The organism is Levilactobacillus huananensis, assembly GCF_003946145.1.
In the GTDB taxonomy this organism is placed as follows: Bacteria; Bacillota; Bacilli; order Lactobacillales; family Lactobacillaceae; genus Levilactobacillus; species Levilactobacillus huananensis.
Genome location: NZ_RHOC01000005.1, coordinates 131,907 through 156,298 on the forward strand (window position 1 = coordinate 131,907; position 24,392 = coordinate 156,298).

Here is a 24,392-nt window from a genome sequence, read left to right on the forward strand (position 1 = left end):
TCTTATAATAAAAAAATAGCGAACACGTTCCGTCAGGAAGCGCGTTCGCCAATTAGCCCGGCAATTATCACCAGGAATCGAACCCTTCACCGCCTCACGGGACGTTGTTAAAGGAACTAAATTTTTACTAGTATACTGGCTGAGAGGTCAGCGTGTCAAGACTTATTGGTTCACCCAATTATCTTCTAATTCAACAAGTCAATTAGTCAGTGACCATCCGCCAATTACCTTCGCTGGCCTTGGAAATGTCATTCAAAAACTTCAGCACTCGTTTGGCCCGATCTGGCTTTTGCTGATGCAGGAGATTCAAGCCTTCTCCCGTAATCAGCGGGTCGCTTAACCGGAAGTCGCCATGACTAGCGTCCCCGGTCGCAAACGCCACGACCGTTTCCCCAGACTCGATCTGAGTCGTCAGAAAGAACATTGTGAAGTCATCGTCTTCCGTCATATAAGCTGGCATCGCCCAGATATCTGGGGCAATCTCCTGCATCTCACCGTCGAGAAACTTAAATTCCTTGTGATTGGCCTGTGTGACTGGTTCCTTGAGAACCAGCATCATCTGACCAAATTCGGCATCGCCGAGTTGAATATTAGCCTTCATCCGTTACAACTCCTTAAATAATCTATGAGGATCGTTAATAATAAAGTGACAATCAGTCATAAAGGCCCCCCCTCCCCGATTGCACAACCGGCGGAACGGCGGACCTTTATTTTAGACCTAACAAAGCCGCATTAGTGGGCCAGTTTAACGGCCACGCGTTGGCCAAAAAACAGGCCAACAACAAACAATGCACTAGCTGTGATCCACGTCTTCATGGGACGACTCCCTTCGTGCAGTGGTCGACCCCATATGTTCTTGGGATCGAAGCTCACCTAATTCTTGGCGAATCTCACCGAGAATTTCTAATTGAAACCGGGCAATCTCCATGGTATGGGGCACTTGATTCTGCGCCAAATGGTCCACCTTCGCATGGAGTAACCGGAGTTCATGTTCCGACTTCAAGTTTACGTGATAGTCATTTTCAGCCATCATGCGGTCTCGGTCAGCCGACCGATTTTGACTCATCATGATGATGGGGGCCTGAATGGCCGCCACACAACTAAGCACTAAATTTAACAGAATGAAGGGGTAGTTGTCAAAGTTGATACCAAATAAATGGAGCCCATTAACAAACATCCACGCCAGTAGCACAAACATAAAAGCAAAAATAAAACCCCAGGAACCCCCAAAGTGAGCCACATCATCGGAAACCTTTTGCCCGAAGGTTAAGCTCTCCGTCAACGTTTCATTAACATCGACAATATCATAATCGTCACTTTGTAACGCCTTGGTTAGCTTGTTATTAATTTTTTTCGTTTGCTTGAGATCGGCATTAATCATAGCATCGACATGTTCCAGTCGATACTTCAACAGGTGATGACCACAGATATAGTCTCCAGGTTGTGATTGCGGAAACTCTCGTTTGATCCGATTTCTCAGGCCAGCGTCGAGTTCTGCCAATTGCAAGCTCGTTTCCAGCGAGACTGGTTCCCCATCCACCAGACAGGTTAGTTGATTGTCAGTTGTCATTTGGACTCACTCCTTAGTGCCGTCACTAATGCTTCCCAATCCGCTGGAAAGGGACTGGTAAACTTTCGGGGCTCCCCACTAAAGGGATCGGTAAAGGCCAGTAACCGCGCATGCAAGGCCTGCCGTGCAATTACCGAGTTGGTCGGACCAGCGTACAGGTCATCTCCAATCAAGGGATGTCCCATCGAAGCAAAGTGTGCACGAATCTGGTGTGTCCGGCCCGTATGTAATTGCACCTCGACCAATGTTGCGGTGGCAAAGCGCTCACGCACCCAGTACTCCGTTAAAGCTGGCTTTCCCTCTGGTGACACTATCTGATTAAAACCACCGGGATCGCTGGCTAGTGGGGCATCAATTGTGCCATGGTCATCTTTAACCTGGCCACTCACAATAGCAAAGTACCGTTTCTGCAAGCGTTTATCTGCCTGCATCTGACTGGCAAGACTGTTGGCTAATCGATGTCGAGCCACCCAGACCACCCCACTTGTGAAGCGATCTAGTCGCGTCAAGATATGGGGTACCTGATTTTCGGCATTGATTGCCTGCCAATGTCCCTTAATACGGTTCACCAAGGTGTCCGTTCGGTTAGCAGGACCGGGAACGACGTTGAGTCCCGCTGGTTTGTCCACCAAGAGCCAGTCACGATTCTCAAAGAGAACCGTGATCGGAACGTCACTGGTAGCCACACTATCGTCAGCGACCTCGGGTGGCAAGTCCACCTGAACTGTGTCCCCAACCAGAAGGTCGACGGCTGGACTGGTCTTCTTCCCATTAACCCGAATAATCCCTTGTGCCTTCAGATCACTATATACACGGTGACTGATGCCTTGTTGATTCAAAAATTTTTTCATACTGGCTACGGGTGCTTGCACCCGCCAAGAAAGTTCCATCGTTTGTTTGCCCCCTACCTAGTCATCGACGACGTCAAACAGCCAATCACGTTCATCATTGCGGTGATCCAACCACTCAGGATGATCCACCAATCCGGTATTGATCCGAACAATTCGTCCAGCAAAAGGCGTCCGGAGTACGAGGCTATCTTTAGCCCCCATGACCGTCATGAATGGTGTCCCCAGTTCTAAGTTACCCGACTTAACCAACCACTTAACTTGCGTGACCGGTCCCAAGAGTTCCCGGCCATCGTCGGCAAAACCAATGCGAATAACCCCTGCCTCTTGCGGTGCTAACCACAAGGCGCTGGCGCTCAATTCAGGTTTGTCAATCATTCCTGTCCCCCCCTCACCTTTCGTCCGACTTCTCATTAAAGTTCATTTTAACATAGCCCCATAATCCACGGGAATTATTTACCACCTCTTAGCCTAAAATGGGTATAATAGGAGCAATAAGGGGGTGTGGACACCATGGTGATGTCACACAATAGTCTCACGGGGGCGCTGATTTTTATTACTGGCGTATTTCTTTTGATTTTTATCGCGATCAAACTCTATCCAGCTATGAAGAAAGACCATGATGCAACCGTACTTATCGCCATTTTTTCAGTTATTGGCGTTGCACTAGTTGGCATGGGCGGTTGGCTCTGTCTCTAGACGATGATTTACGAAAGGTCCCAGCACAACGACGCTTTGTCGTTGCGTTGGGACCTTTTTCATGGCGTGATTTATTCCAACTACTGCTCTGCAACCGTGTGTTTAACAACCACGAGATCACTTATCGGCAGACACGATTAGCCATTCTTAACCGCCAGAAATCCCCGAATCTCATTCATAAATTGTTTACCATACTTGGCTAACTTGCTTTGGCCCACACCCTTAACTGCGAGAAAGGCCTCATCCGTCTGAGGTTGATCCGCACACATCGCGCGTAACGCCTTATCCGAAAAAATGACAAATGGCGGAACATGTTGTTGTTCAGCTAACGTATGCCGTAAACCACGTAACCGTTGGAAAAGTTCGTCATCCACAGGAGCCAGTCTTTTCGCCTGACGTGCCATCTTGCGGTAGACCTGGGTCTCACCACGCAAAACTTCGCCACCTTGTTCGGTGACCTGAAGAATCGGATATTGACCGCCAACGGCGTTGAGATACCCGGTCGCCGTTAGAAAATCAATCAGCTCGCTGACTGTTTTCTGGCGTTCAGAGGCCATGATGCCATAGGTTGTCACCTCTTCCAGATGATTCTCGCGAATTCGCTGGTTGTTGGAGCCCGTCAGAACCTGGGCCACGATACTCTTGCCATAACGTGAGCGAAGCCGAATCACGCACGACAATACCTTTTGAGCATCCAATGTGATATCCTGCTGCTCCCGGTCGTCACGACAATTACTACAACGGCCACACGGCTTGGACTTTTCCCCGAAATAAGCCAGGATAAACTGTTGGAGACAATCTTCGGTATTGGCATATTGACTCATCACCTGAAGTTTCTGATACTCTCGTTGCTTATGAGCATCATCCCGTTCAGACTGGTCGATGAAAAAGTGTTGAATCTGCAGATCTTGAGTCCGGAAGAGCAAGATTGCCTCGCTAGGCAACCCGTCTCGTCCCGCACGACCGGCCTCTTGATAATAGGCCTCCAGAGTTCCCGGAACCTGGGCATGAATGACGAAACGGACGTTACTCTTATCGATTCCCATCCCAAAGGCATTCGTAGCGACCATCACTTGAATTCGATCGTAGAGAAAGTCCTCTTGGTTTTGACGGCGGACGTCATCATCGAGACCAGCATGGTAAGCCGCCGCCTTGATATGATGCCGGTCTAACATCGCGGTTAATCGGGTAACTTCCTTACGGGTACTGGCATAAATAATGCCAGTTTCCCCTTCATTTACTTTCAAATAATCTAAAATATAACGATCCGTATCTTGATCCTTAACCACGGTTAAATCTAGATTATCCCGAGCAAAACCGGTGTTTACTTCATTTTGTGGATCAATCTTGAGCTGTTGACAGATGTCTGCTGCCACTTGAGTTGTGGCCGTCGCCGTGAGGGCCAGCACCTGCGGCTGTGTTGGAAGTTGCTCAATAGCCGTGCTCAGTGCCAAGTAACTGGGCCGAAAGTCATGGCCCCACTGCGAAATACAGTGCGCCTCATCCACCGCTAGCAGGTCGACAGGTAATTGCCCCAATGCCGCCAAGAAGGCCGCAGAGTCGAGTCGTTCGGGTGCCACATAAAGTAGCTTGTAATCCCCACGATGGAGTGCTACCAGCCGGTCTTGAATCTCCGGCCATTCCAATGAACTGTTAATAAAGGTTGCAGGCACCCCACTGTCATTTAAGGCATCTACTTGATCCTTCATCAGTGAGATCAAAGGCGAAACAACTACGGTAATCCCATTGAAAAGCAACGCTGGAATCTGGTAACAAAGCGACTTTCCTCCACCGGTAGGCATGATCGCCAGACTGCTCTCACCTGAAAGGACATGCTCAATCACGGCCTGTTGCCCCGGCCGGAAGGTATCGTACCCGAAGGTCGTTTTTAAAATTTTTTGTGCAGCCGTTAAGTCCATCAATGCTTACTCCTTTTAGTCACTGGTCCCATTTTACTGGCAATTGGTCGGCCTGACAACTCATGAATTTATTCGGTAAACGGCAAAGATGGTTGACAGCTAAGATCAATTCGCCTATAGTAAACTAAATTGCGCACAATTAAACAGTGAAAATATCAGGAGGAACCAGGTATGAATGTGTCAGATCAGTCGTTGGCCAATCAGCTTTGCTTTGCGCTCTATCGTGCCAGTCGTCTCTATATCAAGCTCTATCAGCAAGCCCTCCAGCCATTTGCATTGACCTATCCGCAGTACCTGGTTCTTCGAATGTTGTGGGAAGCCGATCATCAGCCGCTCCACACATTGGGCACCCAACTCGACTTTGGCAGTAATACACTGACGCCGCTTCTACGCCGGATGGAACAGCGCGGCTGGATTCAGCGGCGTCCAGTAGCTACCGACCGTCGTCAACTGATCATTCACCTCACTGATCAGGGACGCCAGGCCCAAATTCCCGTCAGCCAAGCTATCCAGCAACTGACCTCTCAACAACAACTCTCACCGACTGAGGGACAACTCGCTTTGGTAGAAAATCAAGCCATTATCGCCGATCTACAACACCTGCTGGCTCATCAGTCGTTCATTAAGGAAAAATGAGAAACCACTTCAATTCCCCTAGTTATCAATGCTATAATATTGATCAAAAGGAGTGCTGCATTCATGGAAAAAAGAATAAAAGGCTCATGTACAACGATTTTAGTCGGTAAAAAGGCTTCACTAGATGGTTCCACTATCATTTCACGGAACGATGACGGTCACGAGGCGCTTGATCCAGAACGCTTTGTTGTCGTTAATCCTAGTGACCAACCTACCAATTACAAAGCGGTTATCAGCGGTGTTGAAGTTAAATTACCCGATAACCCAATGCGTTACACCTCTATTCCTAACTCGATTCTGACTAATGGTATCTGGCCAGCAGCCGGTATCAACAGTGAGAATGTGGCCATGTCCGCAACTGAAACTATTACCACGAATTCCCGTATCTTAGGGATTGACCCTTACGTTGCCGGTGGTATTGGTGAAGAAGACCTCGTTACCTTGGTCCTGCCTTACATTCACAGCGCCCGCGAAGGTGTTGAACGTCTAGGCAGCTTGTTAAAGGAATACGGGACCTACGAACCAAACGGAATCGCCTTCTCCGACCATGACGAAATCTGGTGGTTAGAAACCATCGGTGGTCATCACTGGGCCGCTAAACGCATCCCTGATGACGCTTACGTGGTTGCCCCTAACCGGATGAACATCGACGACTTTGACTTTGCAGCCGATGACACGCTGGCTTCTGACGATTTGGAAGACCTGATCGCCAAATACCAATTGAACCCTGACTTTAAGGGCGTTAACCTGCGTCACATCTTTGGGAGTGCTTCTACCAAGGATACGGTTTACAATAACCCCCGTGCTTGGTTCGGTCAAAAGGTCTTCAACCCAGAAATTGAACAAGATCCACAAGGCCAAGATTTACCATTTATCTGCCATGCTAACCGTAAAATTTCTATTGAAGACGTGAAATTCGTTCTGAGTTCTCACTACGAAAACACGAAGTATGATGTTTATGGTCACGGTTCCGAAGATGACAAGAAGCTCTTCCGTCCAATCGGAATCAACCGGAACCACGACGTTCACATCTTACAAATCCGAAACAACGTCCCCGAAAGCATCGCCGGGATTCACTGGTTGGCCTTCGGTGCCAACACGTTCAACACGGTTGTACCTTTCTATGCTAATGTTGACGATACGCCAGCCGTCTACAAGGATGCCGATGGTACCTTCAACATGAACCACATGTACTGGCTCAGCTGTACCGTTGCTCTTCTGGGAGACACCGACTACGACCTGTACGTCGACTTCCGGAACACGTATGCATTGCAAGCAATGTCAGCCTACCGTGAAATCCAACATGCCACTGATGCTGCCATCCAAGATGGCGCCGACGTGAAGTCCACGTTGCTGGATGCCAACGAAAAACTGTCAAACGAATCCTTCACTCGGACCACGAAGTTATTGGGTGATATGGTCACCTTTGGTTCTGAACACATGAAGCTTCGTTACAACTTGAATGACTAATTGAGACTGACTCATGGCTCGTTTCCCCTCTTGGGAAACGGGCTTTTTTAATTTTCTCGGCTCCAGTTGTTATCTCGTAAGCGCGTGCGAAAGGCCTCTATGGCCCAAGTCACCCGGGCTTCATTGGTTAAGGCAAGCGGTGGTGTCGGCAGATCTTGAACCCTTGAGATGGGTGAAGCGGATGGTTGGGTCGTCATGGAATGCCTCCTAACGGCTAATTCAATCTTTCTTGCTAGTATAACTACCTTAGCCCATAGCCGTATAGACCGAAACGTAAACTCCCTACAAATCACCCAATGGAACCGGAACCAAAGCTGATTCACCGGATCAAAAAAAAACTCGGAAATTTCCGAGCCATCAGCTAGACTAGAAAGTCAGCTCATATTCAAATTTTAATTTCTTATAGTAATCCTGCTCAATAAAGTCGGTTGGGCGTACGTCCCCACCAGGCTTATCAAAGTAAGTGACCCCCGCCAATTTCAGCATCTTGTAGACAAATTGGGAACAAAACATGATGTTGGGTTTGGCTGAATGCTTAGAAACGAGGCCCACCATGTTGTAGGCGCTCCCCTCGCGGTTAATTTCTGCAATCTTATCAATCACGAATTGCTTTTGTTTCACGGTAACCGGCAGGCTATACACCAAGATGGACGCGCCCACCTTCTGATGGAAGAATTCCAACGTTTCGGCATTCATTCCCGGTGGATAGACGTTGTCACCCCCGTTGTAGCTGATGATGGTTGTTAGATCTCGGTCAAAGGACAGGGACACGTGGTTAAACTGCTTACGCGTCACCACAGAGATCATCTCGCTGGCCGCACTACCCGTATTGGAAACGGCTAAATAGAGCCGTTGGTCATCCAAAGTGGCCGTCGCTGCCTCGAAATAAGCCGCCGTCAAGGTGCCATGATTAATATAACGGGTTGCACTATGCCGCGGTAAATCTGCCAGAATCGTTTTGAGATGAGCCATGGAGACCTTGTCTTTGGCATCGGTGGTTGCGGCCAACACCGACCGTAATTTGGCGGTATCGCGTCGCAATTCATTGAAGCTAACCGTAGCGAACTCTTCCACCGTTGGCAGGTAAAACACCGTCTGGTTATTTGTCGTCACAAATCGCTCCACCCATAAGGGAAAGAGGAGCATCACCACGCCCAACGCTTTGGCTGGAAAGTACATCACCGTTTGGCCACGTAATGGGAAGACACCGACAGAGACAAAGACGATCTGTAAGACCAATAAGAGACCATATATCCCGATAAGGCCTACCTTGGCCCCTTTTGGAAATTGGGCTAAGATTGTCCGCATAATCATCACTGCCGCCAGATAGATATAGACAATAATCAGAATGGGAAGATTGCCCAAGAGAAATAGGCTCACCAGGAGCAGCCACCCCATTCCCTTAATTTGAATCGATTGAAAGTAATTTAGCAGTTCGGTCATGCTGGTCTCCTCACCTTTTCAAATACGAAAGAGCCCTCGTGGTATGCCACCCGGGGGCCCAGATAATTTAAAGTTAGCCGCGCACATTAATTAGATTCAGTATACCATAGACGCTTGCATTGCTAGCCATATCTTCAGCCACTCAAAAAAATGGAAACCCTGCACGGGTTTCCATTTCGTTTTTAGTCCTTAATTATTTAACAACAGCTGCAAGTGCTGCAACGACAGCCGCCTTTTCAGCCGCAATCAAATCCACGCGACTCTCGATAACCTTGATGTCCATCTGAATTTCACGGGTCAAGCCTGGGGTATTGACCTTAGGTTCAAAGAAGGCCTTGAATTCAGCCAACCGTTCTGGTGTCCGGAAGACCCGAGAGATGACCGTAATGAAGGTACTAAACTCCATATCGCCACCAACAGTATCTTCGAGCCATTGCCAATCAGTCCGAATCCAATCCCAAGCCGCCTGTTCACCACGAGTATTGACCAGAAGACCATTAAACCAAGCACGTAAGTCTTGTGGCTTCACCGTGCCAGCATCTTCAAAGACACCAATTAGACGCACGATTTGTTCTGGGTCACCCGTTGCCGTCACTGCATGGGACAGATCTGACTTGTAGCTGGCATTGCTAGTTGCCCGGTAAGCTGCCAGCAAGTCCCCAATCAAGGCCGCGCTACCGAAATGCTTGACCTCGTTACGAATAATTAGAAAACGCGTCGAAGCTGGTAAGCTCTCCAAGTGTTCCCGATTGGCTGTAAATAAGTCATGCGCTGATGCAATGGCTTCAGGATTCTCAGCATACAAGGCCGCACTCAGAACCGTAGGCCGAACTAGCTGGTCATCGAGGCTGTCAGCATCACGATCGTTCCAGCCCAAACGCGCAACTTGACCGGCACTCAATCGGTCGAAGTAAGCCTTCACTTGAGCCTCTTCAGCAGAACCTGGCGTAACGAATTTCTTCAACGCCCCAGCAATAGTGTACAGAGAAGTGGTAACCAACGTTGATTGGTTGTCGGCAAAACGAGGTAACAGGGGAACTAAAGTCCCGTAGGAAATCTGACGGCCTTCGGCTAAGAGCTGGAGGTCTTGCAGAATCTGGTGTTGGGTAATGCTGTCAAAGTCATCAACGTGGTCCAGAATGTCTTGCAACAAGGTGTCGTCGTAGGCCACGATAAAGTGGGAATTGTTGCCAACATTTAAGCGGAACGGCTTGCCACTGGCTTGACGTAGTTGCGCGTAGTCCCCAACGACAACCTCGTGGTCCTTTAAGAGGACGGGAGCGGCATCATAGTTGCTGTTCAATGGCACTTGCCATTGACGGCCAACCTCTTTGCCTTCACCAATGAAGAACTGCTTCTGTGATAACGTCAATTTACCGTCGACAACCTTGGCTGAAACGACCGGATAACCAGGCTGTTCCAACCAAGAGTTCATGATAGCCCCGACATCCATACCAGAGGCTTCACCCAGGGCAGCCCAAAGGTCATCCCCGGTTGCATTGCCATAATGGTGAGCGGCAAAGTAGGCCTTTAACCCCTTACGTAAGGCTTCGTCTCCAATCAATGTCCGTACCATCACTAACATCCGAGCACCCTTAGCGTAAACGATGGCACTGTCGAAAATTGCATCAATTTCTGCTGGATCTTCAACCTGAACATGCACGGGCTGAACGCCATCTGTCGCATCTCGCTTGAGGGCCATAGGAACGTCAGACGTCTGGAACATCTCCCAGACGTGCCAGTCAGGTTCGATGGCATCGATGGCAACGTATTCCATCATGTTGGCAAAACTTTCGTTAAGCCATAGGTTGTCCCACCACTTCATGGTGACCAGATCCCCGAACCATTGGTGCGCCAGTTCATGAGAAATAACCGTAGCGACCAACATCTTCATGTCAGGCGTCGTGTTGTCAGGATCTAAGACCAGGTAAGCTTCCCGATAGGTGACGAGACCCCAGTTCTCCATGGCACCGGCTGAGAAGTCAGGTAAAGCGAGTTGCCATGAATGTGGCAGTGGGTATAGTGTCTGATAAAAGTCTTCATAGAATTCGATTGAACGTTTAGCGATGTCTAAAGCGAAGTCGAGTTCATTAGCTTGGTGGGCCTTCGTGGCAAAAACACCGACCTGAACCCCACTCTTAGTCGTGGTTAACTTACTTTGGAGATCCCCAAAGGCAAACGCAATCAGGTAGGTGGACATCCGGACCGTGGTATCAAAGATGTGGACGCCATTTTCAGTCTTTACTTCCGGCATGTTGCTGATAATCGTTTCGCCTTCGTGTTCGTCGAAGCTGATCGCCAGGTCAAATGTCGCCTTGGCTTCGGGTTCGTCGACACAAGGGAAGGCTTGACGAGCAGCCGTCGTTTCAAATTGGGTCCCGATAATCTGCTTTTTCTCTCCGTTTAACTCATAGTAGGAGGGATAAATTCCCATCATGCTGTCGGTCAGGGGTGCAGTAAAGGCAATGGCCACGGTCGTTTTCCCAGTCTTACCTAGGTCAATGTGAATGCCTTCGCTCTGATCATCAAACGTAAATGGTACGGATTGCCCGTCAGCAATCACCGACTGAATGGTCATAAACTTTTGGTGAACAGAAATTTTGTTTTCCAAGGCGTCACCGGTGATGGTGGACGTCCCGGAGATTTCTTTGGTTTCGCGATTAATATTTAACGCGATATCGTAGTGGTTGGGTTGGAACATCTGATAAAAGTGTGTGGATTTTGTCATGATTTCCTCCTTGAATTATTAGAATAATCTCATTATACACTTTTGGTCCCCTGGTGCCACGTAAGACGGTGAATCTTTTTAGTGGCTAAAAGGGTGACGATCACCATGATCGCCACCCTTTTCAACTATCTAATTTTGTTTTGACCAAGCCTGAATTTCTTGATCCGTTACGTGACTTGTCAAGCGCTTGCCAGCTTGCCAATCAATTGCTGGATAATCGACCCGAAGTTGACGAACCGCCTCATCAATCGCTGATGACCCGGACGTACAGAATGGCCGAACCGTCTTCCCAGACAGATCCACACTATCCAAGAGTGTATCGATCGGTCGCGGTGCGGTTGCCCACCACAGTGGGAACCCCAAGTAAACGGTTGTTGCCTGATCAATGGCCGCACTATCAACCGGCTCAATGGCCGGCCGCACCCGCCCACCGTGCATCTCGTGATAGCTCCGACTATCATGGTCGTTCCAATTCAAATCAGTCTTGGTATAGGCCTGTTGCGGCTTGATGGGGATTAACTTAGCTCCCGTCACGGACGAAATTTTTTCTGCAACACCTTGTGTATGTCCAGTATTAGATAAATACAACACAACTGATTGTCCCATTAGTAATTCCTCCCATTTATTTTTAACTTACGTCTTAGTTATACACCCTTAGAGTACCTCTAGGTCAACTGCTTTCTTTTTCGGAAAAATAGGACCCTGGCAGAGTACGCCAAAGTCCTATCAAAATCTAATCTTCCATAGCCCAATCTTGAATCTCATCTGTCGTCAAGCTGGTAGCAAACCGACGACCCGGATGCCACCGGATATCAGGGTAGTCCTCACGGAGCTTATCGATCGCTTCAGCAATCGGTGTCGTTCCCGAGGTACAGAACGGATGAACATCCTTACCCGTTAAATCCACGCTGTCTAGTAACGTATCAATTGGCCGCGGCGCTGCCGACCACCAAAGTGGAAATCCCAGAAAAACGGTCGTCGCTGACGCAATCTTTTGAGGATCGATCGGTTCAATAGCTGGTCGAATTTTTCCTGCATGCATCTCTTGATAGCTTCGGCTCGTCTGATCTTCCCAATCAAGATCTGCCGATGTGTAGGGTATCTTAGCGTGAATGCCGACGAGTTCAGACCCCGTCGCTACCGCAATTCTCTCCGCTATCGCTTGCGTATGCCCTGTATTTGAAAAGTACAATACAATAGATTGTCCCATTAGTAATCCCCCCGGTATGTTTTCAATCCTCTAACTTAGTTATACACCACTTGGACCGTTCTGGGGGGATCCTTTTTATAATTGTTGGAATAATCTAAGGAATCTCAATTAGAGCAAGTAAACTTATCGTTTAATTTTAAAGGCCATCTCCCTTGATAGACTTCTAAACTTTAAGGCATCGAACACAAAGATAGAGACGCTATTTGAGACTACTACCCTTTAAATAGGTCATCCTCCAATGCTAAGCACCAACAATGATATACGCTAATATGTAGCTCCTGAATTAGATAGGTTTCGGTCTCCGGTACATTAACAACCACGTCCACATAGTTACTAATATCGCCATTATTTTTACCGGTTAATAGAATAGACCGCATACCAAGTGCTCGTGCCACCAGAGCTGCATACTTCACATTTGAAGAATTGCCTGACGTAGATAGGCAGAGCAACAAATCCCGTTGTTGCCCTAACGTTGCTAACTCTTGGCCAAAAATCAGGTCAGGATCCACATCATTAGAAAATGCTGTAGAAAAAGCCGTTTGTGATCCCAAAGCCATTGCTTTGATGCCACCTTCTAGCTGTTTTAACTTTACCGATTCATTTGGATCTATTGATCCTAATTTCCGAGAAAAGTCAGGGTTAAGTGGCCTTTTCTTATTAAACGACTTAAGCAATTCTCCAACAATGTGATAGCTATCCGAATTGCTGCCGCCATTACCACAAGTGAACAAAGTTCCACCACTCTGAGCAGTATCTAAAAGTATTTTATAGGCATCCACGATTTGTGATAAACAACTTTCTAAGTTTGGTCTTCTCTTAATTAAAATATTTGTAAACTCATTTAAAGCCATTATTTAATCACTCTTCTTTTTATTCAGCAGTTTCAATATTTTTTTCAGAACTTGCTTTAATCGCCATACGCTTAGTCTTAATCACCGAACCAATTATGAAAATCAAAGCTAGAATACCGATAAGCGCATAGACACCAATTTTACCGAAGCTTTCCCCAATATGGCCAACTACAATACCTACAACGGCAAAATCTGCGTCACCAAAAGTTGAATTGGCAAAACCAAGTTTACCTAGCACTGGAAGCATCAATGCTGGTAAGAAGGTAATAAGTGCCCCATTAAAAAGGCCACCGATGATCGTTCCACGGATACCGCCAACGGCATTAGAGAGAACACCCACACCAGCACCCACGAAGAAAAGATTAATTAATCCGGGAATGATGATTGGCAATGAGGTGAAAGGTAAAAGAGCAAAAACAATCAGTCCACCTACTGTTGATGAAATGAACCCGATTAAAACAGCATTAGGTGCATATGGGAAGAGTACCGGAACGTCCAACGCCGGCGTTGCATCAGGAACAATTTTTTCTGAAATTCCCTTAAACGCGGGCACAATTTCTGCTAACATCATTCGCACACCTTGCAGAACAATGACGAATCCAGCGGTAAAGATAATTGCTTGCATAATTGCAAACATTACAATATTGTCTCCACCAGATAATTTTAAAACCACAGATTGTTTTGCCATGACATACGTGACAACATACAGAATTAACATGACTAAGACCGTACTAATCGTATTATCCTTGAAGAAACTCAGTCGCTTTGGTACTTTAATTGATTCTGTCGAATGTTCCTTGTTTCCAACCAATTTACTAATCATTGGTGATAAACAATAACTAATTCCATTAAAGTGACCCATGGCAACATTATCATTACCTGTAACCTTCCGGTAGAAAGGCTGAGTAACGGCTGGTGACAGTGTCATCACAGCACCTAATAGTAAGGAACCAACAATAACCAACTCAGTCCCTTTGAAACCTAAGGTACTCAAAACGGCCGATAACAATGCTGACATAAACAGGATATGGTGCCCTGACAAAAAAATATATTTAAATTTTGTAAAGCGCGCAATTAAGATATTACATAAGAACCCGAACGCCATGATAAGCGCCATTTCAGGTCCAAAAAGCTTTTGAGCGGTACCGATAACTGCTTCATTGGAGGGAATAACGCCCTGAACATGGAAAGCGCTTTCAAAAGCTGGCGACAGATTATTCAAAGCACTGGAAATTATGTTTCCCCCTTGAGATAAAATCACAAAACCAATAACTGTTTTAAAGGTTCCAGTCAGGACTTTTTCAACTGGTTTGTGAAGGGTAATCAATCCAATAAAAGCAATCAGCCCAATGATAATGGCTGGCTGGTTAAAAAAACTAAAAATAAAATTCATGATTTAGTTCCCCTTTTCCTCGAAGTACGTATCCAGTTCTTGTTTGATCGCAACTTTGTCCACGACGTTCCCAAGAAAAATCTTGTCGACATCATATTCCTCCAAAGGATCTTTGAAGTCCCTGGTTGCCAGAATTAAGTCAGCATTATGCGCCCCAACTGAACCAATGTCACAAGCTTCCACTTCAGCATCACGACTCTCAGCCTCCAAGATCTCATCAACATTCATCTTTAAAATTAAGGAAGACCCTGAACCCATACCACAAACTGTCAAAATATTCATAATTTTCACTCCACTTCTTTTAGCTTTTCATTCTGAATGTACTGAACTATTTCTTCCCGATCAGACGTCATAAGCATATTCATAAAACTAGAATCACTCAGATTTGTCACAAGTTCGGAAAGTGCCCGCAAATGAGAATGGTGGTCGATTGCCGCTAAACAAATCACAATATTTACTGGATCGTTTTCCTTATTGCCAAAGTTAATGCCTTGGTCTAAAGTGCAGAGACTCATACTGATTTCATTCACACCATCCTTTGAGCTTGCATGGGCAAGCGCAATGTGCGGTGCGATAACAATGTATGGCCCGAATTTTTTAACCGCCGCAACCATTGCTTCAGTATAAGTAGAATTAATTCCTCCAGTTCTCTCAATTATCCGGCCACCATGCCGAATGGCTTCTTCCCAATTATTCACATGAACATTAGTTTCAATCGTATTTTCTGTTAACAAGTCTTTTAGCATTGGGCTTTTCTGCCACTCCTTTCTTTCATTAGCGCGATGTTCAATTTTTTCTGCAATGATTCTCTGCTCCAATTGATTTATATTTTTTAGATCAATGGCATTTAGAATTGGTGATACTTTGAGACATGGAACCTTTAGATCAGGGAGATAGATTGTCGAAATAATGAAGTCCACATTTTTCAGCTTGCTACTTAGTTGGTCCATCGATGCGATTTCAATGTGAGCTTCCGACACCATTGTGAAACGATATTTAAGAAATTGTGAAGTCCCCACACCTAGATTACAAATCAATAGAATCCTCAGATCCTTACTAATTTGGTTCTTAATTTTCTCTATTGAGGAGACAACATGTAAAGTCAGAAAAGCATATTCTGAAGTATTATCAAAGGATGCAAATTCCTCATTTTCTAGTTTTTTTAGGCTTGATTGAACAGCCTCGTATTCTCTTGGAAACATGGATTGGATGTTTTCGAAAGACTCTTGCGTAATCAAATCCGTTAAATGTGTAGCCTTTTTAGTCAGCGTCGCTTGAAAATGTAATCCCAAATGCTGAAAAAGTTCCTGATCACCACTCAAATCGATCCCTAATTCTCGCCCCACCTCTTCAATAAAGTGATTGACAAGAAAGTCTACTTGAACGTTATACCCCCGTGAGACAACTTCATTTTTAATTAGGCCGCTGGTGTCAATCTGGGCTACTAAATATGAAGTTTCTCCCATAGTTAGATGTGTTTTAAACTGTTCTTCTAACGGTCCACTGATTTGTTGAAGCTTGACCAATTCATTTTTCGGTCGCTTAAGTTCCGGTTGAAAATTAGTTTTAATCGCATGTCCCAACCGGATACGTCGCAAAACAACGTTAACCTTCATCACCATTCGTTCAAAGCTGTCGTATGTAAACTCCACCATTAACAAGTGTTCAGCTTCTCGCAGCCAATTGACAATGACCAAGCGGTCCCAACCACTAATCGCTTCTAAATCATAATTAAACTGTTTTAGAAATCGAACATAGCTAAAATACGCCTCTCTGAAATCGCTTTCATTTCCATGAAGATGTAGCCCAAATTGTTTATCAAACTGAATATCTATGTGATGTGCCCGCAGTTCCCGCTTCAGGCGTTTTAAATCAGCGTTAATTGTACTTCGACTAACAGAGAGCATCTTTGTAAAATCGTCGATTGTTAACCGTGTGTCATGCCAAAATATCTTGCTATATTCAAACCCAATTCTAAAATTAGGTTCTTCCCAATAGTTAACTTCTTTTCGATCACTGTTACCCGAAAGTTTTAGCGTCTGGGCAATCTCGGTTCGATCACCAGAAATTTCATAGCTGGTCATAACCTTCTTCTCAACTGGAGCAAATTGTGATGCCAATAGGAAGTTGTCAATTTCCACCAAATCATTATGAATCGTGCGTTTTGAAACCCCGAATAACTCCTGGATATCATTCTGTGAAACCGCCCCCTTTTCGCATAACATGCTAAGTAAGACCTTGCTCCTTTCATTCAACATTCTATCGGCCTCCTCATAATTAATTATTAAGCAACTGCTAATCAAAAACCAGTTCGTTTTTTTTCTGCATTCTGGCAAATACCAGCACAGCTATACCAATTGGCCGTCAAACGACAATTCAGTATTACTCAATACTAACTCGAATTAATACTCCTAACACTCCATAATCCACATGGGTTATTTGTTAAAGGGATCAAAAGAAGTCCAATTCTTAAAAGAATTGAACTCCATCATTTTACAATCATCTGTGTCAGAAAACTGAGCACCTATAAAAATGATATCTAACGCTAAAGCTGATATGGAACAAATCCCCTACAAATTAGCAGTAAGGATTACCCTCTGCTTCCATCCAACCTACATCACTGCCCAGAAAGACAAGTGTAGCCGTACCATTTAACACCTCTAATAATCTGTCACTTTAACGTTCTTAGTTTTAATTTTATCGAACTTAACTTTAACATTCTTATTAGTCGTCTTCGTCAAGAAAAAGAAATCTTTGTCGTTTGAGATACCCGTGTACCCCGTGTACGTATCGTCAAAAATACGTTCAGGTGCATAATAGGTCCCCTGCAATGGGATGTCACTCGTTAACGTCTTGTACTCAGGATAAGTCGTTTTGTATTCATCGTCTATTAACGTATCTACTGGTTGATAACTGTGTGCGGAATAGATAAGCCGTTCTGATCCGACTTTATTGCCTGAGCTATCAGTGGTCACCTCGGCTCGCAAGTCGCTGGCAAATGGCGCTTTATACGTAGGTTCCTTGGACTTTAGGGTTTTAGCAACCTCTTTGAAGTACGAGACAGTCTTTTCATTCGAATCTATGTCGTCCCGATCTTCTTCTAACACGGATTTATCTAAACCGATATCATGTTTACGTCGTTCAGTATCTGTTGCCAGAAGTTCCTTTGCGTCCTTAACTTTCTTTTGGGTCTCTTGAAGCTGACTGGCTACTGATGAGTGATCGCCACTCACAAACTCATCAAAGCTAGTTCTATCCGCCTTCTTTAAGTTTGAAATGATTTGTGAATCTGATTTCTTGTTGATATCTTTAAATGCCATCCCAGTACCCTTAGGAGAATAGGCCGTTATCTTCCCATTTTTGGTAACAAAGATAGTTCTAATTTTTGTGTTCTTGCTTAATTCCCGATTCTGGCTGTCATCATTACTGGCAAAATACCAAATCCGCTGACTTGAAGATTGTGCATCCTTGAGAAAAGTTATTTCCTTTGAATTAACTTGGTTAGCACCTGACTTCCCACAAGCTGCCAATGACAAAATTGCTGTGCCTAATAAAGCGGCCCCCATTAATCGTTTGATGTAGCGTTTCATAGTTAAACTCTCCTTATTATAATTTTTCATATGGAACCTAATTAATAACTCAATGCCTAAATCTGGGTATGGATTAACCAGGAGTTAAATTATCCTCAATGCAATAGCGCCATGCATAGGTACGAAATGTTCAATTATAGCGGTATCTATAACAACTAATCACATCAATTTAATTAAGATATTCTTTGGGAATTTGTGAAGGCTCACCATCACCATCTGACGCGCCACCTTGCTCTACAAAGCCAACATACTCATTACGTTGAGTCTGATTCAATGTCCGGTACCATGTGTCAAAATCGGCCGTATGATGTTTATCAGCTTTATAAGTCTTAACAGGTTTCATGTCGGTTAATTTGACCCAGCCACCAGCGCGCTTCTTTTTAGTAATGGGTTTCATATAGTAATAATACATCCAGTTTCCCTTATGTTTGATTTGAGTAACACCGATACGTACCCATGTCGTCTTCTTGTAATTCTTCAGATAATGATTAGTCTTCAATTTTACATTCTTTTTGGTTCCAGTCATCTTGTAAGTTTTACCATTGGCATTTTTGACCCGATATTTATCATGATTAAACCCATGTGTCCACTTATTAATCCGACTATATCCAGTCTTGGTGGCAGCTGAAGCCATCTTACTCGGGAGAACTGTACCAAATACCATCGTTGCAATCATTATGGCGGTAACTAAGATACGATTCATTTTCTTCATTGTTTAAGCCCCCCCTTTATTTTTGATTCTTCTCCAACAGTCTCTATTTAACCATGAATATTATTCACCACTAATCCTCATCTTTATTTGAGACCGCTTCTAAATCATAATTTAATTTAGATAATAGTTCAATTAGTTTTTAACATATTATATTTATTGATCAATTTATGCATAAATAACGACAGTCACAACAGGGCACCGTTTCTGCCGATAAGTAACTTTGGTATGATTTGGAGCGCAGGACCTCTCAAATTGGAAGAGAACCACGAATAACCGTACGTTTAGACACTTTGAACAAGAGTGGTTGCTGTATTAGGCCCCAATTATAAAACGGCCTTTTCTTTTACCAGTAATACCGACGTACACAAACGAATTATGGTTAAGTTAACCCCCATTACGAATAAAGAAACACACTTAAAAAAATTATTGGCTCTTTATAAACCTCTAAAAAATGATGATGGAAACACAAAAAACACGACTCCCAATTAAGGATAGTCGTGATTTTTGGTGGGATTTTTGGTGGGGAATCACATAGATTCCTACCAATTTAATTTCTTATACAACAACTTAAACGCTGCTAAATCAGTATTGCGGTATCAAGTTATCTAGCTAGCTTACTCCCATTCGATTGTCGAAGGCGGCTTACTCGTGACGTCATAAAGAATGCGGTTCACGTGATCCACTTCGTTTACGATTCGCACGGAAATTTCCTGAAGAACATCCCATGGAATACGGGCGAAGTCGGCGGTCATCCCGTCGATCGACGTCACAGCACGGATACCGACTGCATAGTCATACGTCCGGCCATCACCCATGACCCCAACACTCTTGATGTTTGGCAAGACCGTAAAGTATTGCCAGATATCACGGTCGAGCCCGGCCTTCTTGATTTCTTCACGGAGGATTAAGTCACTATCGCGAACGATTTGTAACTTTTCTGGCGTGATTTCACCAAGTACCCGAATCCCTAAACCAGGACCGGGGAACGGTTGACGCCAAACGAGGTCGCTTGGCATCCCCAACTTTTCACCCAACTCGCGGGCTTCATCTTTAAACAGCGAACGCAATGGTTCGATTAACTGGAAGTGCATGTCTTCCGGTAACCCACCGACGTTATGGTGCGACTTGATGGTTTGTGCCGTATCAGTCCCACTTTCGATCACGTCGGTATACAAGGTTCCTTGCGCCAGGAAGTCGATGCCATCGAGCTTCTGGGCCTCGTCATTGAAGACTTGGATGAACTCGTTGCCGATGATCTTCCGTTTGGTTTCAGGTTCGGTAACCCCAGCCAACTTGCTTAAGAAGCGTTCCTGAGCGTCCACCTTGATGATGTTCAACCCAAACTTTCCTTCCAGACTTGCCATGACCTGATCGGCTTCCCCTTTACGGAGTAACCCGTGGTCGACAAAGATACTGGTCAGTTGCGTTCCAATCGCCTTATGCAGGAGCACGCCAACAACAGAGGAGTCAACCCCACCAGACAATCCGAGAAGGACGCGCTTGTCGCCCACTGTTTCACGGATGTGTTCGATTTGCAGGTCGATGAAGTCATCCATGGACCAGTTAGATTCTGCGCCACAGACGTCGAAGGCAAAGTGCTTCAGGATATCATTCCCGAATTCCGTATTCCGAACTTCCGCATGGAATTGGATCCCATAGAAGTTGCGGTCAACGTCTTGCATGGCTGAGATTGGGCAATTTTCACTCGTCGCCACGCGTTCGAAGCCATCTGGTACCTGGGTGACCAGGTCACCATGGCTCATCCACACCGTCTGTTGCTTTGGCGTGTCTTTGAACAGTTTTGCATCGTCGCTGAGAACGGTGATATCCGCGCGACCGTATTCACGGTTGTCGGCGGATTCAACCTTCCCACCAGTCAAGCTGTGGGCCATCAGTTGCATCCCATAACAGATCCCCAGAATGGGAATTCCCAATTCGAAGATCTCAGGGTCAACATTGAAGGCACTGCTGTCGTACACACTGTTTGGTCCCCCGGAGAAGATAATCCCCTTGGGTCCCCAAGCCTTGATCTCGGCGGCACTCATAGTGTGCGCCTTGAGTTCGGAGTAAACGCCCATGTCACGAATCCGGCGTGTGATCAATTGATTATACTGACTACCAAAGTCTAGGACAATGATTTTGTCAAATTTTGACATATCAACGTTTGCCAAGCCATTCACCCTTTCTTCTTTTTCAACATTGTTTATATCATACAGATTTCTGAAACCCGGGTCAATGCAAAACTGACCCAACTAGTTAAGCCGATAGCGCAAATGGACGTAAGGTTGGCGGTCAAGTTGACGATAAGCACTCACCACAAACCCGAATTCCGCAGCCAACTGCGCATTGCGACTACCGGGTCGCACATCCATCCCCACAACTCGCGCGCCACTCCGGCGGGCCTGTCGCAGGGCGTCATCCATCAGCCATTCATCAAACCACCACTGCTGGTAAGTCTTATTGGCTGAGCGTGGTCGCACCGTCAAGAGGTCTAAATACCATTCGTCTGACAACGCACGTGGCGTTACCACAAGCTGCTGTGGCGGTGTCTCCTGCAAACGCATGAACAACGCCGACCACTGATTATCCAGAGTAGCTTCCACCGCCGCGGGGTAACCATAAGCCACCCCGACCGCGACTCCCTGGTTCTGATAGACCCGTGCCTGTGGGTAACCATAACGGAAATTTTTCTGGTGATAACCGACAAATAACAATTGCGAAAGCTGTTCCTTGGTCAGTCGCCGCAATCGGCGCAGATGCCGCCGTTCCAATTCGTGTAGCACCAGGATCGCCACCGCATCGGCATCAACAATCGTTGCCGCTCGTAACATGGCGTCACCCCCTAATACTTTCGCAGAAGCAACCGGTCAATCCGGTGACCCACCGTCTTATGAATAATCATATCTGCGCGATTACGAGTGGGTAAAATATACTCTTCCAGGTTTTTCAAATCGATATCGTGCCAAACCTGTCGGGCCTTGGCCAAGGCCACGTCGCGGTCGCCCACTGCATACGGATAATAATAGTTTGAGGGATCCTGAAAGGCCGTCTCAAGCAACAACTTGAATCGTTCCAAGAACCAATCTTCAATCAGGTCCGAGTCTGCATCCACGTATATCGAAAAGTCAGTAAAGTCACTCACATAAATCTGTTCATTTGTTGGCAATTGGAGGGTATTAATCCCTTCCACAATCAAAATGTCTGGATGCTCAATATAGTCAAATTGATCGGGCACAATGTCATAGACTTCATGAGAATAGACTGGTGATTTGACGAGTGAAGCCCCAGACTTTACGGCGTTCAAAAAGTGAATCAAGCCCGCCATATCGTAGCTTTCTGGGAATCCCTTTCGACTCATCAAATCCCGCTTTTTCAGTTCCTCATTAGGGTAGAGGAACCCGTCGGTCGTGATCAGCTGAATGCGCTGATCAGTAAAGTAATGGTTAAGCAGCACCTCTAACAGGCGCGCCGCGGTACTCTTCCCAACCGCTACACTTCCAGCAATTCCAATGATAAAGGGAATTCGATGGGGCGCCTGCTGGAGAAAAGCGGCCTTGTCCTGTTGCAACTGGCGGTAATGTTCGACCTGCAACCGTAAGAGATGGACCAATGGAATGTAGATATCCTGAACATCTTGCAGCGAGATCTGGTCATTAAAGGCCTTGATCTGCCGCAAACTCTCCGGCGTCAAGGGTAACGTCGCACGGTCGGCAAACCCTTGCCACTCCTCGCGAGAAAACGCATTGTAATTAATGGGGTCACTCATAATAACACCTCAACTTTGCTCTGAAATAATTAGTCATATTATACCGCAACTTCCGCCTATTTGCCTCGTTTCACCCATGCCATCAGACACCTTGAAAAGGGAGTAGGACAACAAGTGATTATCAGATCTAGACAGAACTTGCTACCTTTTGGCGTATATTTTTAATTAACTTATCAAAGTATACCGACAGAGATAGTTCAATACGTTGTCAAAAATATAACCGTGCTATATACTTACTACATAATATTATTTAATTATAAGTCTACATACTACGAGGAGACAAAAATCATGCTAGCAAATAAATTCAAGGGGTTAATGAAGTTCGTAACGATGATGGGTATTGGGGCAAGTTTGCTGGGTGCTGGTAGCGTTACTGCAAATGCATCCAATAAGGGCTACTGGGCAAATTACACACAGAGAACAATTTCCTATAAAGTCAACACTTCGTCAAAACGTTACAAAAATATTTTTAAAAAGGCAATTAAGAATTGGAACAACACGAAAATAGTTCGTCTTCGCCCAGCTAAAACAAACAAAAAAGCGGTTATACATATGACGACCGTCGCTGAATTCAATAGCCAATGGAAAGGCGTGTTTTTAGAACCCAATCTTGATGCGGCAACTAATGTCGACTCTTATACATGGACAAATATTATTAACAAAAAACATAGTAGAGAACTCATTTCTAAGGCATCCATCTATTTAAATCGAGAAAAATTAAACAATGACCAATACTCTGACAAACAAATCGTAAACGTGGCAACTAGAGAAATCGGCTATGCAATGGGGCTCACATACCAAAAAAAGGGACTTATGAGTAAAAATAATCGGAATAGCAAAATCTCCAAATCAGACAAGAAACATTTAGCTAAGGTCTACAAAGGCTATCCATTCAAAAATCACATTATTGAGCCTAAATAAGCTACGGTAATTAACCACCCTAAAAGAAGCTCATCACATGTAAGAAGTTCCTCAAAGATTCCAACAAAAAACTACCAACTGCTGACGCTCGTCGCCTTGGTAGTTTTTTACTTCATAAATAGATCTTTGATATCCGCACTTTGTCATACTGGCATTTACACGGCCTTCAGCTTTTTGATTCCAAATATATCTTTCTATGTGTCTTTTGGTTCAAATCCACTGTACTCACATAATATCCACGAGCCTCAAAACTTCGATTTCCGTAAATGTATTTTAAATTTGCATGGCATTCACGACACTTCATCCTCTTCAAATACCCCCAAAAACTAGCGACACTCATCTTAGGCGGAATTCTAACCAACATATGGATATGGTCTGGCATTGCATGGGCTTCAATAATCTCAACATCTTTTAACTCACACAGTTTCCTTAATATATGGCCAATATCTGCTCTTAACTCTCGATAAATAACTTTTCGCCGATACTTGGGGCAAAAGGTTATGTGGTACTTACGATTCCATCTGGTATGTGCTAAGCTACTATCGTCTTTGGACTTCTTAGGTTATGTCCGTATAATTGGTGTAAATTCTAAATAGGACTTTGTGAAATCTGAAAGGAACTTCATTATGCCAAAAG

The 24,392-nt window shown here is 45.2% G+C and carries 23 protein-coding genes and 1 pseudogene; 4 read left to right on the top strand and 20 right to left on the bottom strand.

The window, feature by feature from the left end; all coding sequences use genetic code 11:
• Nucleotides 1-202: 202 nt before the first annotated feature.
• The 4 genes from EKM71_RS06055 to EKM71_RS06070 all read right to left on the bottom strand — a co-directional run bounded on the left by EKM71_RS06055 (nucleotide 203) and on the right by EKM71_RS06070 (nucleotide 2,796).
• A complete protein-coding gene (locus EKM71_RS06055) occupies nucleotides 203-601 on the bottom strand; it encodes a hypothetical protein (protein ID WP_125573730.1) in 399 nt (132 codons plus the stop codon).
• Between the two features lie 192 nt (nucleotides 602-793).
• Entirely contained in the window at nucleotides 794-1,570 is a 777-nt protein-coding gene (locus EKM71_RS06060) for a DUF1003 domain-containing protein (RefSeq protein WP_125573731.1), read from the bottom strand.
• The gene (locus tag EKM71_RS06065) at nucleotides 1,567-2,460 is read right to left on the bottom strand and encodes an RluA family pseudouridine synthase (protein WP_125573732.1); all 894 of its coding nucleotides are present in this window, start codon (nucleotides 2,458-2,460) and stop codon (nucleotides 1,567-1,569) included. Before EKM71_RS06065 ends, EKM71_RS06060 begins: the two co-directional genes overlap by 4 nt.
• A gap of 18 nt (nucleotides 2,461-2,478) precedes the next feature.
• Nucleotides 2,479-2,796, bottom strand: coding sequence for a glycine cleavage system H protein (lipoate-binding) (locus EKM71_RS06070; protein ID WP_125573733.1), 318 nt, complete (start codon nucleotides 2,794-2,796; stop codon nucleotides 2,479-2,481).
• Nucleotides 2,797-2,931: 135 nt separating this feature from the next.
• Here EKM71_RS06070 and EKM71_RS06075 point away from each other — a divergent pair, with 135 nt between their 5' ends.
• The gene (locus EKM71_RS06075; RefSeq protein WP_125573734.1) at nucleotides 2,932-3,117 is read left to right on the top strand and encodes a hypothetical protein; all 186 of its coding nucleotides are present in this window, start codon (nucleotides 2,932-2,934) and stop codon (nucleotides 3,115-3,117) included.
• Between the two features lie 137 nt (nucleotides 3,118-3,254).
• Here EKM71_RS06075 and recQ read toward each other — a convergent pair whose 3' ends face one another.
• A complete protein-coding gene (gene recQ / locus EKM71_RS06080; protein ID WP_125573735.1) occupies nucleotides 3,255-5,036 on the bottom strand; it encodes a DNA helicase RecQ in 1,782 nt (593 codons plus the stop codon).
• A gap of 171 nt (nucleotides 5,037-5,207) precedes the next feature.
• On the opposite strand from recQ, the gene EKM71_RS06085 reads away from it, so the two are divergent.
• Nucleotides 5,208-5,672: a MarR family winged helix-turn-helix transcriptional regulator gene (locus tag EKM71_RS06085; protein ID WP_125573736.1), complete on the top strand. Its 465-nt coding sequence runs from the start codon at nucleotides 5,208-5,210 to the stop codon at nucleotides 5,670-5,672.
• A gap of 63 nt (nucleotides 5,673-5,735) precedes the next feature.
• Nucleotides 5,736-7,142: a C69 family dipeptidase gene (locus tag EKM71_RS06090; protein WP_125573737.1), complete on the top strand. Its 1,407-nt coding sequence runs from the start codon at nucleotides 5,736-5,738 to the stop codon at nucleotides 7,140-7,142.
• Nucleotides 7,143-7,189: 47 nt separating this feature from the next.
• Here EKM71_RS06090 and EKM71_RS11055 read toward each other — a convergent pair whose 3' ends face one another.
• The 14 genes from EKM71_RS11055 to coaA form a co-directional block, all read right to left on the bottom strand.
• On the bottom strand, nucleotides 7,190-7,339 hold the full coding sequence (locus EKM71_RS11055; RefSeq protein ID WP_164504733.1) for a hypothetical protein: 150 nt from the start codon (nucleotides 7,337-7,339) through the stop codon (nucleotides 7,190-7,192).
• A 169-nt stretch (nucleotides 7,340-7,508) separates the two neighbouring features.
• Nucleotides 7,509-8,585 carry a hypothetical protein gene (locus EKM71_RS06095; protein ID WP_125573738.1) on the bottom strand — a complete coding sequence of 359 codons (1,077 nt, stop codon included), beginning with the start codon at nucleotides 8,583-8,585 and terminating at the stop codon, nucleotides 7,509-7,511.
• A 193-nt stretch (nucleotides 8,586-8,778) separates the two neighbouring features.
• On the bottom strand, nucleotides 8,779-11,313 hold the full coding sequence (locus EKM71_RS06100; protein ID WP_125573739.1) for a M1 family metallopeptidase: 2,535 nt from the start codon (nucleotides 11,311-11,313) through the stop codon (nucleotides 8,779-8,781).
• A 129-nt stretch (nucleotides 11,314-11,442) separates the two neighbouring features.
• Nucleotides 11,443-11,919: a flavodoxin gene (locus EKM71_RS06105; RefSeq protein WP_125573740.1), complete on the bottom strand. Its 477-nt coding sequence runs from the start codon at nucleotides 11,917-11,919 to the stop codon at nucleotides 11,443-11,445.
• Between the two features lie 127 nt (nucleotides 11,920-12,046).
• Nucleotides 12,047-12,523 (bottom strand): flavodoxin, encoded by a 477-nt coding sequence (locus EKM71_RS06110; RefSeq protein ID WP_125573741.1) that lies wholly within the window; start codon nucleotides 12,521-12,523, stop codon nucleotides 12,047-12,049.
• A gap of 212 nt (nucleotides 12,524-12,735) precedes the next feature.
• Nucleotides 12,736-13,374: a D-sedoheptulose-7-phosphate isomerase gene (locus tag EKM71_RS06115; RefSeq protein WP_125573742.1), complete on the bottom strand. Its 639-nt coding sequence runs from the start codon at nucleotides 13,372-13,374 to the stop codon at nucleotides 12,736-12,738.
• Nucleotides 13,375-13,393: 19 nt separating this feature from the next.
• On the bottom strand, nucleotides 13,394-14,767 hold the full coding sequence (locus EKM71_RS06120; protein WP_125573743.1) for a PTS ascorbate transporter subunit IIC: 1,374 nt from the start codon (nucleotides 14,765-14,767) through the stop codon (nucleotides 13,394-13,396).
• Between the two features lie 3 nt (nucleotides 14,768-14,770).
• A complete protein-coding gene (locus EKM71_RS06125; protein ID WP_125573744.1) occupies nucleotides 14,771-15,049 on the bottom strand; it encodes a PTS sugar transporter subunit IIB in 279 nt (92 codons plus the stop codon).
• Nucleotides 15,050-15,054: 5 nt separating this feature from the next.
• Nucleotides 15,055-17,025: a BglG family transcription antiterminator gene (locus EKM71_RS06130; RefSeq protein WP_125573745.1), complete on the bottom strand. Its 1,971-nt coding sequence runs from the start codon at nucleotides 17,023-17,025 to the stop codon at nucleotides 15,055-15,057.
• Between the two features lie 402 nt (nucleotides 17,026-17,427).
• Entirely contained in the window at nucleotides 17,428-18,357 is a 930-nt protein-coding gene (locus EKM71_RS06135) for a hypothetical protein (RefSeq protein WP_125573746.1), read from the bottom strand.
• Between the two features lie 169 nt (nucleotides 18,358-18,526).
• Nucleotides 18,527-19,069: a hypothetical protein gene (locus tag EKM71_RS06140; protein WP_125573747.1), complete on the bottom strand. Its 543-nt coding sequence runs from the start codon at nucleotides 19,067-19,069 to the stop codon at nucleotides 18,527-18,529.
• A 614-nt stretch (nucleotides 19,070-19,683) separates the two neighbouring features.
• The gene (gene guaA / locus EKM71_RS06145; protein WP_191986190.1) at nucleotides 19,684-21,225 is read right to left on the bottom strand and encodes a glutamine-hydrolyzing GMP synthase; all 1,542 of its coding nucleotides are present in this window, start codon (nucleotides 21,223-21,225) and stop codon (nucleotides 19,684-19,686) included.
• Between the two features lie 96 nt (nucleotides 21,226-21,321).
• Nucleotides 21,322-21,900: a hypothetical protein gene (locus EKM71_RS06150; RefSeq protein WP_125573749.1), complete on the bottom strand. Its 579-nt coding sequence runs from the start codon at nucleotides 21,898-21,900 to the stop codon at nucleotides 21,322-21,324.
• 11 nt (nucleotides 21,901-21,911) lie between these two features.
• Complete coding sequence (gene coaA, locus EKM71_RS06155; RefSeq protein WP_125573750.1) at nucleotides 21,912-22,835, bottom strand: type I pantothenate kinase; 924 nt, start codon at nucleotides 22,833-22,835, stop codon at nucleotides 21,912-21,914.
• Between the two features lie 288 nt (nucleotides 22,836-23,123).
• Between coaA and EKM71_RS06160 the strand changes: the two genes are divergently transcribed.
• Complete coding sequence (locus EKM71_RS06160; RefSeq protein ID WP_125573751.1) at nucleotides 23,124-23,756, top strand: zinc metalloprotease; 633 nt, start codon at nucleotides 23,124-23,126, stop codon at nucleotides 23,754-23,756.
• A gap of 51 nt (nucleotides 23,757-23,807) precedes the next feature.
• Here the strand turns inward: EKM71_RS06160 and tnpA are convergent.
• A pseudogene (tnpA, locus tag EKM71_RS06165) lies at nucleotides 23,808-24,258 on the bottom strand (IS200/IS605 family transposase).
• Nucleotides 24,259-24,392: the final 134 nt, after the last annotated feature.

Coding starts and splice junctions, on each gene's coding strand:
- EKM71_RS06055 (WP_125573730.1), bottom strand. CDS start 601: ATGAAGGCTAATATTCAACTCGGCGATGCCGAATTTGGTCAGATGATG.
- EKM71_RS06060 (WP_125573731.1), bottom strand. CDS start 1,570: ATGACAACTGACAATCAACTAACCTGTCTGGTGGATGGGGAACCAGTC.
- EKM71_RS06065 (WP_125573732.1), bottom strand. CDS start 2,460: ATGGAACTTTCTTGGCGGGTGCAAGCACCCGTAGCCAGTATGAAAAAA.
- EKM71_RS06070 (WP_125573733.1), bottom strand. CDS start 2,796: ATGATTGACAAACCTGAATTGAGCGCCAGCGCCTTGTGGTTAGCACCG.
- EKM71_RS06075 (WP_125573734.1), top strand. CDS start 2,932: ATGGTGATGTCACACAATAGTCTCACGGGGGCGCTGATTTTTATTACT.
- recQ (WP_125573735.1), bottom strand. CDS start 5,036: ATGGACTTAACGGCTGCACAAAAAATTTTAAAAACGACCTTCGGGTAC.
- EKM71_RS06085 (WP_125573736.1), top strand. CDS start 5,208: ATGAATGTGTCAGATCAGTCGTTGGCCAATCAGCTTTGCTTTGCGCTC.
- EKM71_RS06090 (WP_125573737.1), top strand. CDS start 5,736: ATGGAAAAAAGAATAAAAGGCTCATGTACAACGATTTTAGTCGGTAAA.
- EKM71_RS11055 (WP_164504733.1), bottom strand. CDS start 7,339: ATGACGACCCAACCATCCGCTTCACCCATCTCAAGGGTTCAAGATCTG.
- EKM71_RS06095 (WP_125573738.1), bottom strand. CDS start 8,585: ATGACCGAACTGCTAAATTACTTTCAATCGATTCAAATTAAGGGAATG.
- EKM71_RS06100 (WP_125573739.1), bottom strand. CDS start 11,313: ATGACAAAATCCACACACTTTTATCAGATGTTCCAACCCAACCACTAC.
- EKM71_RS06105 (WP_125573740.1), bottom strand. CDS start 11,919: ATGGGACAATCAGTTGTGTTGTATTTATCTAATACTGGACATACACAA.
- EKM71_RS06110 (WP_125573741.1), bottom strand. CDS start 12,523: ATGGGACAATCTATTGTATTGTACTTTTCAAATACAGGGCATACGCAA.
- EKM71_RS06115 (WP_125573742.1), bottom strand. CDS start 13,374: ATGGCTTTAAATGAGTTTACAAATATTTTAATTAAGAGAAGACCAAAC.
- EKM71_RS06120 (WP_125573743.1), bottom strand. CDS start 14,767: ATGAATTTTATTTTTAGTTTTTTTAACCAGCCAGCCATTATCATTGGG.
- EKM71_RS06125 (WP_125573744.1), bottom strand. CDS start 15,049: ATGAATATTTTGACAGTTTGTGGTATGGGTTCAGGGTCTTCCTTAATT.
- EKM71_RS06130 (WP_125573745.1), bottom strand. CDS start 17,025: ATGTTGAATGAAAGGAGCAAGGTCTTACTTAGCATGTTATGCGAAAAG.
- EKM71_RS06135 (WP_125573746.1), bottom strand. CDS start 18,357: ATGAAACGCTACATCAAACGATTAATGGGGGCCGCTTTATTAGGCACA.
- EKM71_RS06140 (WP_125573747.1), bottom strand. CDS start 19,069: ATGAAGAAAATGAATCGTATCTTAGTTACCGCCATAATGATTGCAACG.
- guaA (WP_191986190.1), bottom strand. CDS start 21,225: ATGTCAAAATTTGACAAAATCATTGTCCTAGACTTTGGTAGTCAGTAT.
- EKM71_RS06150 (WP_125573749.1), bottom strand. CDS start 21,900: ATGTTACGAGCGGCAACGATTGTTGATGCCGATGCGGTGGCGATCCTG.
- coaA (WP_125573750.1), bottom strand. CDS start 22,835: ATGAGTGACCCCATTAATTACAATGCGTTTTCTCGCGAGGAGTGGCAA.
- EKM71_RS06160 (WP_125573751.1), top strand. CDS start 23,124: ATGCTAGCAAATAAATTCAAGGGGTTAATGAAGTTCGTAACGATGATG.